This window comes from Shewanella zhangzhouensis (assembly GCF_019457615.1).
Classification (GTDB): Bacteria; Pseudomonadota; Gammaproteobacteria; order Enterobacterales; family Shewanellaceae; genus Shewanella; species Shewanella zhangzhouensis.
Map to the genome: position 1 here is coordinate 2,197,614 of NZ_CP080414.1, position 13,988 is coordinate 2,211,601.

The 13,988-nt window shown below is 45.4% G+C and carries 8 protein-coding genes, 1 tRNA gene and 1 pseudogene; 4 read left to right on the forward strand and 6 right to left on the reverse strand.

What is annotated here, in order from left to right; translation table 11 throughout:
• Positions 1-20: 20 nt before the first annotated feature.
• Positions 21-2,756 carry an acetate--CoA ligase family protein gene (locus K0H63_RS09460; protein WP_220067718.1) on the reverse strand — a complete coding sequence of 912 codons (2,736 nt, stop codon included), beginning with the start codon at positions 2,754-2,756 and terminating at the stop codon, positions 21-23.
• A 206-nt stretch (positions 2,757-2,962) separates the two neighbouring features.
• Positions 2,963-3,039 (reverse strand) — tRNA-Val (locus K0H63_RS09465).
• 258 nt (positions 3,040-3,297) lie between these two features.
• Here K0H63_RS09465 and K0H63_RS09470 point away from each other — a divergent pair.
• The 3 genes from K0H63_RS09470 to K0H63_RS09480 are packed head-to-tail and all read left to right on the forward strand — an operon-like array spanning position 3,298 to position 9,526.
• On the forward strand, positions 3,298-3,879 hold the full coding sequence (locus tag K0H63_RS09470) for a hypothetical protein (protein WP_220067719.1): 582 nt from the start codon (positions 3,298-3,300) through the stop codon (positions 3,877-3,879).
• Entirely contained in the window at positions 3,876-6,416 is a 2,541-nt protein-coding gene (locus tag K0H63_RS09475) for a hypothetical protein (protein ID WP_220067720.1), read from the forward strand. The genes K0H63_RS09470 and K0H63_RS09475 overlap by 4 nt, the downstream gene beginning before the upstream one ends.
• Entirely contained in the window at positions 6,386-9,526 is a 3,141-nt protein-coding gene (locus tag K0H63_RS09480) for a site-specific integrase (protein ID WP_220067721.1), read from the forward strand. The genes K0H63_RS09475 and K0H63_RS09480 overlap by 31 nt, the downstream gene beginning before the upstream one ends.
• Positions 9,527-9,583: 57 nt before the next feature.
• Here K0H63_RS09480 and K0H63_RS09485 read toward each other — a convergent pair.
• The 4 genes and pseudogenes from K0H63_RS09485 to K0H63_RS09500 form a co-directional block, all read right to left on the reverse strand.
• Positions 9,584-10,484 (reverse strand): annotated as a pseudogene (locus K0H63_RS09485) (IS3 family transposase); the annotation flags it as partial.
• Between the two features lie 188 nt (positions 10,485-10,672).
• A complete protein-coding gene (locus K0H63_RS09490) occupies positions 10,673-10,972 on the reverse strand; it encodes a hypothetical protein (RefSeq protein WP_220067722.1) in 300 nt (99 codons plus the stop codon).
• A gap of 21 nt (positions 10,973-10,993) precedes the next feature.
• Positions 10,994-11,662 carry an NAD(P)H-dependent oxidoreductase gene (locus K0H63_RS09495; RefSeq protein WP_220067723.1) on the reverse strand — a complete coding sequence of 223 codons (669 nt, stop codon included), beginning with the start codon at positions 11,660-11,662 and terminating at the stop codon, positions 10,994-10,996.
• Positions 11,663-11,734: 72 nt separating this feature from the next.
• The gene (locus tag K0H63_RS09500) at positions 11,735-12,658 is read right to left on the reverse strand and encodes a hypothetical protein (protein WP_220067724.1); all 924 of its coding nucleotides are present in this window, start codon (positions 12,656-12,658) and stop codon (positions 11,735-11,737) included.
• Positions 12,659-12,771: 113 nt separating this feature from the next.
• On the opposite strand from K0H63_RS09500, the gene K0H63_RS09505 reads away from it, so the two are divergent.
• Positions 12,772-13,665 carry a LysR family transcriptional regulator gene (locus tag K0H63_RS09505; RefSeq protein ID WP_220067725.1) on the forward strand — a complete coding sequence of 298 codons (894 nt, stop codon included), beginning with the start codon at positions 12,772-12,774 and terminating at the stop codon, positions 13,663-13,665.
• Positions 13,666-13,988 lie beyond the last annotated feature (323 nt).

Consider the following 13,988-nt stretch of genomic DNA (forward strand, 5'->3'; position numbering starts at 1 on the left):
CAGATGGCGGTTTTCAGCAGTCAGGTTGCAGGCGCATCGCTTTGTGCACCGCTCTGGAGTGAGATTGCCTTAAGATCCATATGCATCTTTATCAGGTGCTCTTCCATATCAAAAGTCACTGTAAAACCCAGGGTGCGTGCCAGATTCGCCATGTTACGGTTTTCAATCATGGTAAAGCCTGTCAGCACCGGGGTTTCATTGGCCTGATAGTAGCGGATAAGCTTTTCCAGCAATAATTTACCGAGGCCCAGTCCCTGGTGATCGCTTCTCACCGCCATGGCAAATTCGGCTTCCGTATTATCGGGGTCAATCGATGCCCGCACCGCGCCCAGGGTGTAATCCTCGCCATTCGAGTCCTTGGCCGTGGCAATAAAGGCCATCTCCCTCGCGTAATCGATTTGGGTCAGCACCGCCATTTCTTCGTGGGTCATGCGCTGACGGGCTCCAAAATAGCGCTTATACCTGTCTTCATCTGTCAGCGAATTATCGAAGGCGAGGTGTTTGGGCTCGTCCTCAGGGAGGATGGGCCTTAGCATCACTTGAATACCGTTGCGCAGCACAGCCTGCTCTTCGAGCTCCTTGGGATAGGGCATGATGGCGAGGCGATTGCTGTTATCGCTGCACTTCGGATCGAGCCTCAGATTAATATCCAGCAGGGTTATCTTGTCACCGGCTGCCAGCACGGGGTTGAGATCAAGTGCCTGAATTTGCGGGCAATCAATCACCAGGTGGCTGAGCTGGGTTAGCATCAGACACAGGGCGTGCATGTCGAGGCCCTGTGGCAGGTGGCGGTCCCGCAACTTACCCGTCTTTAACGCCTGAATCACCATATAGCGCGCCAGTGCCATATTGAGCGGGGGCAGGGCAACGGCGGCATCCCGGGTGGGTTGCCATTCTGAGCCGCCTTCACCCAAACAAATGGCCGGCCCGAACACCGGGTCACTTATCACGGCAAGGCGAAGCTCCTGGGCCCCTGCGGTCAGTGCCATCCGCTGCACTATCAGGCCTTCAATTTTCGCCTCAGGGTTGGACTGATGCACCCGCTGCATCATCGCCAACGCGGCATGATGGATTTCATCCGCACTGGTAAGGTTCAAGGTCACTCCATACACATCGGATTTATGCAGAATATCCGGCGATTGTATTTTCAGGGCTATCGGATAACCCACACGTTCGGCGATATCTGCGGCCTCGGCGGCATCTTTGGCAAACCAGGTATCTATGGTATTGAGGCCATAAGCGCCCAAAATGGCACTGGCATCGTGGGTTTCCAGTACGGTTTTGCCCCTGGCGAGGGCGGCCTGAATCACTTCACGGGCTTTCCCGGCATCGTGGGGCACCTTGTCGGTAATGGACTGTGGCACTTCCTGGAGCAGTTTTTGGTTACGGCGGTATTCCACCATGTGCATAAAGGCACCTACGGCCCCTTCTGGCGTCCGGTAGGTGGCCACACCGGCCTTGGTAAAGCGTTTTCTGGCTTTGTAGGCCGAGTTTTCACCGCTCCAGTTGGTTAAGATGTTCAGTTTTCCGCGATGAGGGTGCTTTTTAATGGCGTCCGCAACAGCCTCGGCAATCAATTCGCTTTCGCCCAGTGCCGATGGTGAGTGCAGCACCAAGATGGCGTCTGCATCATCACTGTCCATCAGGATATTCAGCGCTTCCACATAACGCTTGGCATCGGCATCACCTATGATGTCGATGGGGTTTTGCGCCGACCAGGTCTTGGGCAGCACGGCATCGAGTTTTCGGCAGGTTTCCTCAGACAGCTCAGCAAGCTTGCCCCCCCGACTGATAAGCTCATCCACCGCAAGCACTGCAGGACCGCCGCCATTACTGATGATCCCAAGGCGCTCACCTTTAAGATCGTTACCATGGTTGAGGCTTTCCAGTGCTGCGAACATCTCAACCAGGTCATTCACCCTCAGCATACCGGCGCGCCTGAACGCGGCCTCGTATACGGCATCACTGCCACTGACCCCACCGGTATGCAGTTTGGCGGCCCGGGCCCCTTCCTGGCTGCGACCGGATTTAATCACCAGTATGGGCTTATTACGGGCGGCAGCTCGCGCAGCCGAAAGAAAGTGACGCTTTTCATTGATGGCGTCCATGTAGAGCATGATGGCGCTGGTACGGCCATCGCGGCCAAGAAAGTCCAACAGTTCGTCAAAGTCGATGTCGGTAGCGTCGCCCAGTGAAATAAACGATGAAAAGCCGATGCCTTTGTTATTGGCCCAGTCCAGTACCGTGGTGCATACGGCGGCAGACTGGCTGACAAAGGCTATTTTTCCGGGCTGCGCGGAAGTATGGGCCAGGCTGGCATTGAGCCCGAGATTGGGCAGCATCATGCCTAAACTGTTGGGGCCCAGAATTCGCATGCCATAGCGTTTGGCGTTGGTAAGGGTGGTGGCGAGCAGCGACTGTCCCTCCGTATCCAATTCATTTGCCATCCCCGACGCCATAATAATGGCGACTTTGCAGCCAAACTGAGCGAGGGTTTCCACTATTCCCGGCACACGACTGGCGCGGGTACAGATGATGGCAAGGTCAGGCTTTATGGGCAGCGCTTCTATGCTTGGATAGGCAAGCACGCCCATCACCGCCTGGTACTTGGGAGTGACCGGCATGATGGGGCCTGAGAAACCGCCCGCAAGCAGATTTTTCATCACCACATTACCGGCGCGCCTTGGCCCATTGGAGGCACCGATAATGGCGATTGACGAAGGTTTGAACAGGGTATTGAGGGTGCGCTGACTCATGAAGACTCCATCCTTTGACGCATAGGAAACAGTCTACATGAAGCACAGACAGGCATCACTTGAGAAATATCATGAATTTATAATGTTAATACGAATTATTGGCCGAATCCCGAGCGCGATAGTAAGGGGAATAAGCCGCAGGGGAGTGGTTGCCAGGAAAGAGCAGAAATAACAGGCACAAAAAAACCTGCTAATGCAGGTTTGAATGGTGCGCTCTAGTGGATTCGAACCACCGACCCCCACCATGTCAAGGTGGTGCTCTAACCAACTGAGCTAAGAGCGCTTTTTGGTACACCCGAGTGGACTCGAACCACCGACCCCTACCATGTCAAGACGTTAATCATCGAGCTCTGCAATTTCTGCAACCATATGTTCTTTATATTATATTGATGTTTTTTAAACAATTAAAACCCACAACTATCTTTTTCGTTTAATCGTTTTACTGGATTTATTCTAAAACTGGTGTAGTTTTGGTCACAAAACAGGCACATTCTGTAAATGTCAAAATTGACCACTACCCCAACATGTGCGGCGGTATTTGATGAATGAACAGGCAGAATTCATAAAACGCGAAATGGCCAAATTGCTCGCCGATGTTAAGTTTGAACGGGTGCCTTTCCATCGGGTAACGCTCGATAAATCAGTACTGCTATTTGTCGAAAACTTTAACTTGTTTAGTACGCTAAAACCCAGTTCAGACGATGCGTCTGAACCATCTGCCACCATCATGCTTGATGCCTACCAAGCCCCCATTTTGGTGTGCAAAACCGCGACTGGACACTACCGGTTGGTTTCCGGATTACTGACATTTCACAAGCTGTGTAAGATGAAATTCGGTCTCAAAGATGACTCAATTATCCCCTGTTTTGTCCTGCCTAGAAGGCCCAAATCTCTGGTATTAAGGATTCTTCTACTTAATGATGTTGTTAGGCCATTGTTGAAACAGTTTGTTGATGTCAATGGCAGTACGGTCACCGAATCACTGCATGCCTGGTTCACAAATGATGAGCAACCATCGGTATTTCAATCGCCCGAATGGCAAATAATGTTCCCAGAGATCCGCAGTAAAACTGAGTTGTGCAAATGGTTACATATCAGTACAAAAACGGTGAAATTACGATGACATCACTAAAAATTAACGTCGTAAATCATCTTCGTCTGTACTGTTTGCAGCTGAATATTGGCATTGATGAAGAAGAGATACTGGCTGATCTCGATGATTTTCTCGAGCGTATTGAAGCTCCGGATGACCTTGCTGGTCTCCATCAAGTGATAGGTCTTATTTCTCGGGTGAGTGGGGTAGCTGAAGACCTTGCCCAGTTCATTAGACAAGAACTTTACTTAGCAACTTATATCTATGATGCCTTGCACAGCAAAGCGATTTCCCTAGATGATCCGGTATTAAAAAAAGAGTTCTATCGGAAAAGTAAACGCGCCAATTGGTGCAGTGAACGGCCGTTCTACACCCTGCTTCTAGAGGGTGCGACTTACAAGTCGGAACCCACATCTTTTGCACTGTTAGCTGCATTCATCAAACAGTATTTTGCTACGATTGATACGCTGAATGACCCTGATTTAGCCACAGAAACTTCGACGCGAGCAGAAGACGCCTGCCGCAGTTTGCGCCTGATTTTGAAACCTAATAATAATCTGTTCGCTAGAGTTAGCTACGAATTTATTACATCACACGAAGACGATCCTGCATCCATAGCGGCTAAGCTGGATGTATTTTTCATTAAAGCAAAAAGCCAAAATGTGGACCCTATAATACTGGGATACATACGCTGTCTACGTCATTTTTTCCACAATGATTGGAAGCCCTCAAAAAGCTATATCCGTGGAAATAGTGATGGTGATCGAACACCTAAACGTTACCAAGACCCCAATGTAGCACCCGTAGTTGGAGCAGCAGATGATTTGGGCGTGTTGACGCCTAAAACGCGGCTTTTCCCAGATAGAGAAGGCCTTGATGAGGACGACCTTTACCCATCGCAATCATTCGTGATGACCAATAGAAACTTGACTGAAAAGAGGAAAAAAACCGATCTGTTGGCGACTGAAATAGCGTTCAATTCGTCAGTAAAATTACGTTCAGAAATCGATGTAACCAGCAGCATTAGACGCTCTCATAACATGGGTATACAAGATACCCAATTGTTGATGCCGGCAGAGTTACATATTCTAGTACATAAGTTGCTCGCGTATGGTAATCGCGCGCAGACTCGCCAGATTGCAATCGTCGCATGGGTCATGTTACTCCTTAGTAAAACTGTTTCGGAGGTGATGAACCTTGTTGTATTTTGTGACAGTTCTCCCATCAAACAAGGCCTGTATATTGATAAAAATAACGACGGGTGGTGGAGTTTTCACGTTCACCAATCAGCGAAGTCGCGTTTGAATCAATCGGGTCTCAGGCAGACGATAGAGACTTCATTCACTCCTTGCCCAAGCTTCTTAGTCGAGTTAATTGTCACTCATAAATGTGGACAATTGACCGGCAGTCTAGTTGACCAAACAGAAATGAAACAGTTAGAAGCTCAACTGGTAAAGAAGCTAAAAAAGCTTTCAGATCGACATGGCGCAGGGCGTTTTAGTATGAGAAGGCTAACAAACTTTGTCAGCTGTTATATCAATTCTACAGGGGTGATAGACCCCATTTATATTGATTTTAGCTATGCCGTTAATTTGTATACAACGCGCGTGGCTCGTAGCTATGCCTGTGTTGATATGTCCAGTCGCCTTCACCAACTTCACAGACTTTGGCTCGATGTCGAGATGGGCTGCAAATTATACAGTGGCAAGGAACTGCCGGTGAGTTTATTTGAATTAAAAAATCGGCAATGCAAAGAGAATTATGTGGGGTCATCCTTCACCCCATCGAAAACATCCGTTCAGCAGTTGATCCAATTGTCTGTCACCCGCCTCAACGAATTAACTCCCACATATCGGCATCGATTAGATGAAATCACTGCCTACCATAACGCATTTACAGCCTATACGGTGTGGATGTTGTTGTTCGGAACTGGCTACCGCGCGGCCTGGAATCCATTACCGACTTTGGCATTATTTCTGCCATCTCTCAATTTAATGGGGATAAGTGACAAAGATGATTCCGATTTTACACACTCAAGGATCGTTGCAGTCCCGACGGTATTGACTGCGCAGCTGAATGAGTACCGACGCCATCTTGGATGCTTACGAGGACTAATACGTATTTTGATGCCGGGACTAAGTAATAACCTAGACTCGATTGTAGATGTCGACCAAGAAGTGTTGGGTTATGGACATTCACAAGCGTCTCAATGGTATAGAACAGTCAGACATTCACGTCACCAGCATGGGCCGTTTTTCGTGTTCCAGACTCAGAAATCTGGCATCGTCGCAAAGAGCTTGTCGCCATCACAACTCGTGGGCATGTACGAAGGAGAGATAAATTTTCCTGCTAATGCGGGGCGCCATTGGTTGAAGAGTCGCTTGTTGGAAATGAATGTTGCATCAGAGCTTATCAATTTCCAGATGGGTCATTGGCAAGCCGGTGAAGTGCCGCTCGGGCATTATTCAGCGTTAAGTCACCTGGATGCCATCAATGAGTTAATACCCACTCTAGACCATCTGTTCAGGGAGGTAGGATGGCAGTTTGTAAAATCCGCACTTTCATAAGTGACCTTCGGAAAGAGGGGAGAAAACACCCGTTTTACCAAGAAGTGTACCTGGCAGTGTTCCAAGAACATTATTCAACTTTAGACCCATTAAATAACAAGCAGGTCAAAAAGGAATGTGAACTATGGTCTGATTACTTTAACCTATTGGTTTTATTGAATAAAAATGTAAGATTATCTAAGGAAACACTATTACATGAAGAGTTAAAAAATGTTATTTCAGGATTAAAGGCTGAAGTTTCAAATCGACAGAGACAGTTGACAATCCTACAGTCCTTACTCAATTACGCCAAACTTCATTTCGACATCGATTCACCTAACGTGCCTGCGATAGTGACTCTGAAGCGCGAGAAACCGTTACTTTCACCTGTCGATTTGACCAAATTAATTTTCGTAGAAAAAATCAACTCAATTTTGCAGGCAGAGTTGATCTCACCAGCAAGAACGCATGATCGTCAGGTTAAAATCGGTAGATTGTTTCTTATATTATATTGGACTGTGAATATTGAGAAGACTGAACATTTATGTCTAATGTTGGCATACCCTAAAGACATCTTCTATGTCGGCGGAATTTGTTATTGGCAATGTCAAACTCCTAGAGTTAACTCACCACGGTATGTACTCAATGACATGGCGGTTATGGCATTGCAACAATGGCATCTTGAGCATTATGCTGCTTCAACATCTGCAATAAAATCAAGTCAAATCAAACCTGCATTAGTGCGCTACCTGAATCAAGTATCGCATTTCGATTGGTCTGATATGTCAATATTGAAATTAAGGGTAATACGCCGGATAGATACAGTGCTGAGATATGGACCCGTTCAATATCAGATGTACATTTTACCAGGCGTTTGCCAGTCATTGCCAATCCATTCATTCCTGCGTCTTATGACAGGAAAAGCCTGTGCATATGCTGAACCAAACCTTTTAGATTCCATTTCTGAAAAAACGAAGGCTCTTCGCGAGTGGTCGCAAGTTGCTAACGGAACGACATGCTTTGTACCAATGTCAGAGACATTGAAGCAATTAGATAAAGTGTTTAGCCACCTTATACAACTTGAAAGCCAAAAAGCCACTCGTACTGATTGCCTTAACTCACTTGCCATTATCCTCGAACAATCGTCGTCTAAAATGAATCCGTGCTTTTGGATACTGTGTGCATGGCTGTACTCACTACTGAAAGTCGGCGGTACTATCAAACGTCGTTTAAAAATATCAACAACAATCGATTACGTAAGAAGTCTTAGCCGACCATTTTTACTCGTTTTTTGCACAAGTGACATCAGCTTGCTTTCTGGTGCAGAGTGGACCAACAAATTAAATGAAGCCACTGACCATTTTTCATCGCCAAAAAGAAGAATATATGTCTATTATTTTGCCAAGTTCTTAGTCGATTCAGGATTTTCAAGAGATTTATGTCTATCTGATATAGAGGTAGTAGGTAGCTCGAGTGAAGTAGATGCGAACCTTATAACAGTAGAACATGCACAAGTCATATTGTCCTATTTGGGTGGCAAGTCAGCTGAGTGTCTGGTGCATCGTGACGCCTTTTTCCTGCTGTGCTTTTGTTTTTACAGCGGATTACGTCGAAATGAAGCTGCGAAGTTAACCTGGGGTGACTTTTCATTCTCTCTTGAAGAACCAAGTATGAACGATTTCGACTATGTTCAACTTTCAGTAAGACCCAATAAACATAGGTCATTAAAAACAACGTCAGCTAGACGAGAGCTACCACTAGACGCATTGTGGCCTAAAACGGAAATAATGAAATTGCGCAGCTTCTATCGAATCGTCAAAAGCACAGGCACTAACAATAGCACCTTATTGTTCGAGAATGAGAGAAGAGTAAACCTTGCCTATGAACTTATTACGAATTTAATGCGCCATTACACAAAAGATCATAGCCTGCGCATTCATCATTTACGCCACAGTTTCGCCAATTGGACCTGGTGCCGTCTGAATCCAAAGCTTATAGAGGCTGGCAGAGCAGAGCTAGCGATGTTCAGTGATGAAATTTTTGATGTTCAATATCTATGCAGGTTACAAAGTCGCTTACGCTTCAGCGACAACACACGAAAAAAGATGTTCATCTTGTCACACATGATGGGCCATAAAGACGTGCAATCGACGCTGAACAGTTACCTTCATTTGAAAGACGTACTTTATTACCTGCAACAAAAATCGCGTTTCGTTCTGACAAAATATTTCACATCAGAGAGTCTGGGACGTGCGACTCTATCGCCGTCAGAGCCTGGCCTCAGCTTAGCCGAGCGAATTAATTATTACACTCAGGAAGTAGCACAGAAACTAGCTATCAAGCCAGCGCCTCTTGTTTTGGGTTTGAAACTCCCAAATTTAACGAATTTCTCCATCAACATAAAAGCAGATCAGACTATAAGCAGTTTAACTTGGTCAAAAGCATTGAAGGCGTTGAAATCATCATCGGCCATTGACGTTGCGACTCATTTTGCAGTTCCATTGCCGCAATTGCAGCAGTTATTCACAAATGCAGAGGCCATTCATCAAACTTATCCTCGCAGAGGGAAGCGGTTACCCTTAATACCCAAGTTTCCGAATTTTTGCGGAGAATATGGTCAAAACAACTCGCCAGCAGCTAATTCCACAAAAGTATTCTCATTTTTGTGCAAAAAATTAGATACCAGTTTGGATTCAGGGGCATTGACCTTGGAACATATTCGTCTCGGTATGGAAATTATCTTGTACGCCGTACCTGGGAAAGATTATGCCTTACGGTGTCCCGATTCAAAAGTGTCCAGAATGTTTATACGGCTCTGTCAACTGCTTGGACTTAAAGCACGGCACTTAAAGTTTAGGCACCATAGCGCGGATCTTGACACTGAAAAGAGCAGCTTAATTAAGGCTAGGTGGAAGAAGACAATCTGTGAATATGGTTTCAGTGACACCAATTTCACCATTGCGAGTACCACTGAAGGTCAATTTCTAGGACGGCATGATGGAAACGGTTTTTTAGAGATTGCATTGGTTAACAACAATTATAAGCGGGTACAAAGACACCAAAGCTTGTTTAGTTTCCTGCATTTTATGTTGATCTTGAGCTTTGATAAAGGTCAACTGCCTAAAGATTAATAGCGCAACAAAGGAGGTAGAATAATTGTGTTTGTCTAGGATTGGCGTGATGGTTCAGTTCAGACATTCGTTCCGGAATTTGCCATTCAGGCGTTCCACAAAGGCATTTTGCGGCGGCTTTCCTGGCTGGATAAAGGGCAGTGTGACGCCCGTTTCCTTACTCCAGAAGAACATTGCCTTGCTGGTAAATTCTGTCCCATTGTCGAAAGTAACCTTGTTTGGCTTGCCTCGCTCTTCCATCAACTGGTCCAAGAATCTGGCGACCTGCCTGCCACTGATGGCTACAGAGACTAATTGACCGACCATTTCCCGCGAATAATCATCCATGACATTCAGTAACCGAAAGCGGCGACCATTGCTGAGTTGCTCTGACACAAAGTCCATAGACCAACGTTGATTCGGTGCTGTCGGCACCTCCATCGGCTGCCTTGGCCGGGTTAGCTTCTTGCGCTTCTTCGTTCTGACCTGCAAGCCTTCCTCCGTGTAGAGCCGATAGGTTCGTTTGCGGTTTTTGACCCAGCCTTCGCCTCTGAGCAAACCATGCAGCATTAGATACCCATAGCGGGAATATTGCGTCGCCAGCGCCTTCAGCCGCTGTCTGAGCTCATTGTCAGCGTTTGTCCTGGGCTGATAGCGAAACGCGGTCCGGCTCAACCCAGCCAGCTTGCAGGCCACTCGCTCACTGAGACTGAAACATTCAATCAATTGTGTAGCAACAGGCTTTTTTCCGCTAGCGTTACCACTTTTTTGACTGGACATCCTTCATGGTTTCGACTTCCAGCATCTTTTTGAGTTTGTTGTTCTCGGCCTGCAACTCTCTCAGCCGCTTCGCTTCATTTACTTCTAGCCCCGCATACTTGCTGCGCCAGTTGTAGAATGTGCCCGTGGATGTGCCCATCTCTCGGCAAATGTCATCGACCTTTGCCTCTGCCTCATGCTGTTTAATGGCCTTAATGATTTGTTATTCGGTGTAGCGTTGCTTGATGATGAGATCTCCATTGGCTCCAGTTTATTGGAAATCTCATCAATGTCATGGTCTTAAATTTGGGGGAGAGGTCAGTGCCAGTATGCCTAAGTGTCGTGACTTCTAGACTCACCTACAAAATTCAGGCTTTACTAGTTTAAAACATAGAGCAGAACAGCATGCTAAATGCACACCATACTGCGAATGCTCTGATGTGCTTGGGCTAAGTCATCGAGCGTGCCTGATGTTATGACCGCAAGTGGTTTCCTTCCTTTAAAGAACAAACTTTTACTCACATGATTCATAAAGTTTTTCTGTTCTGAACTTTCTCTATACAGCAACTGCAAACACTCATTAATCGCTATGATATACTGCTCACGTTGTTGTATTTCTGACTCGATGGCGCGGGGTAAAATCAACTCAATTTGACTTAGTGTTGCTCCCCAATGCTCCAGGATCTTGTTCACTCTTTCTACACTCATCGCGGTCTCCATCATTCGGTTTTAGTATTGACCTATTTCTATCGCAGACTCATCAAAGATCGTTTGCAAACGTTTTGCATACCGTTCTAATTCAGCGATGCGTTCTTGTTCAGCTCTTCTCGCTGGGCCAAACACTTTTTGTGGTGCTAATACTGAAAAACCATTGAACTCAAAAATGCCGCGATGAATAGGGCGTAAAATAGCATCTAAATCGCCATTCCAACCACCTTTGAGATACATTTCTTCTGAACCGCCGATGGTTACACTAATCATAGCTTTTTTGCCTTTATAGACGCCATTTTCATAGAAACGACCACCACCGTAAGTTCGACCCATTGCAAACACGCGATCTACCCAGCCTTTAATCATGGCCGGCATGCCAAACCACCAGAGTGGAAACTGGAAGATGACGAGATCACAGCATTCCAATTTTTGGATTTCCGTCTCAATCTCAGGTGCGAAGCCATCATGTTCGGTGGCGTACACTTCTTCAAGTTGTTGTTTGAAGAATTCAGCGTCATTGGTGCTAATGAAGTTATGGCGGCCTGACACTGGATTAAAATTCATCGCATGCAAGTCAGAGGTTTCGACGCTATGCCCTGCTGCCTCTAGTGTTTTTATGGCGGTGCGAAACATTGCGCCGTTAAAGCTTTTTGGCTCAGGGTGCCAGTAAACAACAAGGATATTCATTTTATTCTCTCCAATACTCTGATCATCTGCGCGGACTGCTCTGTTTGAACTAGTTAATATTGCGAATGTTATTTACAGCTTAACTTTATACAGGCCAGCGTTTTCTTTACCACCAAATAATAAGCCGCCATCGTTAGTTATGTAGAAGTAGCCTTTGTCTTGCTTACTCATTTGAATCGCTGTATTGCCCTTTATACCATCCTCTAAAACCACAGATTTTTCCTTTCGAGCGGTGAATTTGATCACTTCGTTGTGGTGAGTCGTGATAAACCAATCACCCTGTTCATTGATAATAAAATCATCGGCTTGAATACCTGTTTCGATGATCTCAACCTTTGTTGCTTGATGATTTTTTAAAGTGATTTTTCCGAGAGTTTGTTGTGCTGAGTTTGTAAAGTAAATCGCACCTTTGTAGAGTTGAATTCCGTTTACACCAGGCAGACTAGGGCGCTCTTGCATTGGCTGTAGTGCCTCATCATCAAGCCACAACGACATCTTGTTACTATTCATATCAAATCGGTAAATTTTACCCATAGCAGCATCCCCAATGAGATACTGCTGTTCGCCAAGATAGAGCATGCCATTTAGAAAAGCAGGGGTATCAAGACTAACAAGACGTGTTAGTTTACCTTTCGTTGAGACTTTATATAGAGCCATATGGTTTAGAAAGTCAGCACCTGCCATGATAGATAGTTCATGTACTGATAGTAGCCCTTCGCCCTTTTCATCAAAACGGATTGATGCAGGATGACCATCTACCTTCGCCCAAAGTGCTGCTTGACCTTGTTCATTGTACTTATATAGCGATTGACCTGTGTAATCTGTCGCAACCAGTTCCTGCTCGTTTTTGTAGGTAAGGTTCTCAAAAAAGTGACCTGCTGGCATGGATATAACTGAATCAATAACTGGCTGTTGGTGATGTTTGCCTGCAGCCAAAGCTGGAGCCATCATCGTTACAGTAGCTAGAGTTAAAGTCGTAAATGTTTGCTTAAACATAATCTCAATCTCGTCATTAGTTGCGTTGGCAGGAATAATATATTAGGTTTCATAAACCATCTATAGAGTATAAGTTATAACCGCCTTAACCAATGGTTAATAAAGAGTTTTCTATGAAATCACTCCCAAGCCAGCTACCTATTTTGATTGAGGTCGCCAAAGAACAGAGTTTTTCCGCAGCAGCGAGAAACCTTGGCATTTCTGCGCCTGCTGTGAGTAAAGCAATTAATAAGTTAGAAGATGAATGGAAGCTTAAACTGTTTCATCGCTCATCCCACTCTCTGAGCTTAACCTCGGCTGGACGCCAGTTAGTGGCAAATCTTGAACCAGCAGTGATGAGTATTTTTTCTGCTATAGACTCATGTAAAGAAACGAACTTACAGCTTGCTGGCACAATTAAAGTTAATCTTCCAGGAACAGCTTTGGGTGTGGATACTATACTCCCGCACTTGATGGCGTTTAATTATAAACATCCAGATGTGCAGCTAAATTTATACTTTAGTGATGCCAGTGTAGATCTGATTAGCCATGGATTCGATTTGGGTATTGGTACTTCAATCAACCAAGATTCTCGTTTGATAGCTAAGCGACTATTTCATAGCAATATTGGTCTATATGCATCAAAGCTGTTTGTTGAAAAATATGGAGTGCCGAATACGATAGAGCAACTGGTTGATTTCCGCTGCTTACCGGTCCGTTCGATTGAAACGGGTAAGTTTCGAAGTATCAATTTGTATGACGGTGATAAGGAGCACTTAATTACGCCACAGGGAAGCATTACCGTGGATAGCTTTATCGCAGCAAAGACCCTGCTATGTTCTGGTTGGGGGATTGTAGGTCTATCAGAGTGGATGATCAAAGCGGAGCTAGAGCAAGGGGAGATAGTGCCCATTCTGCAAAAACACTGGGGGCCACAACTACCAGTCTATCTCTATTATTCATCTAGAGAGTATATGCCGCAAAGTGTCAGAACGTTAATTGATTATTTGTCAGATAAGTTAAACTAATAGTCTTTTGTAGGCACACTTGCTGGAACAAAAATTGCTGGCTTTTCTTCTTCGCGGCATTTATGGTCAAAGGCGGCCAGTTTGTCATAAGCGCCGCTATGATACAAACATACGAAGTCTTCATAGATATTTTTTATCGCCTTGCTCTGTTTTTTTCTTCATGTTTCAACTAACTAATAGGTATTTCCTGAAACTCATCCGTTTTATTCTGAGATATGCGTATAGGATATTTAGGCACTGGAAGCTTGCTGTTGAGATAACGTCTGACGGTACTTCTCGATGATCTTGTCGGTCTAAACCATTTCTCGGCTAGACATCCTATC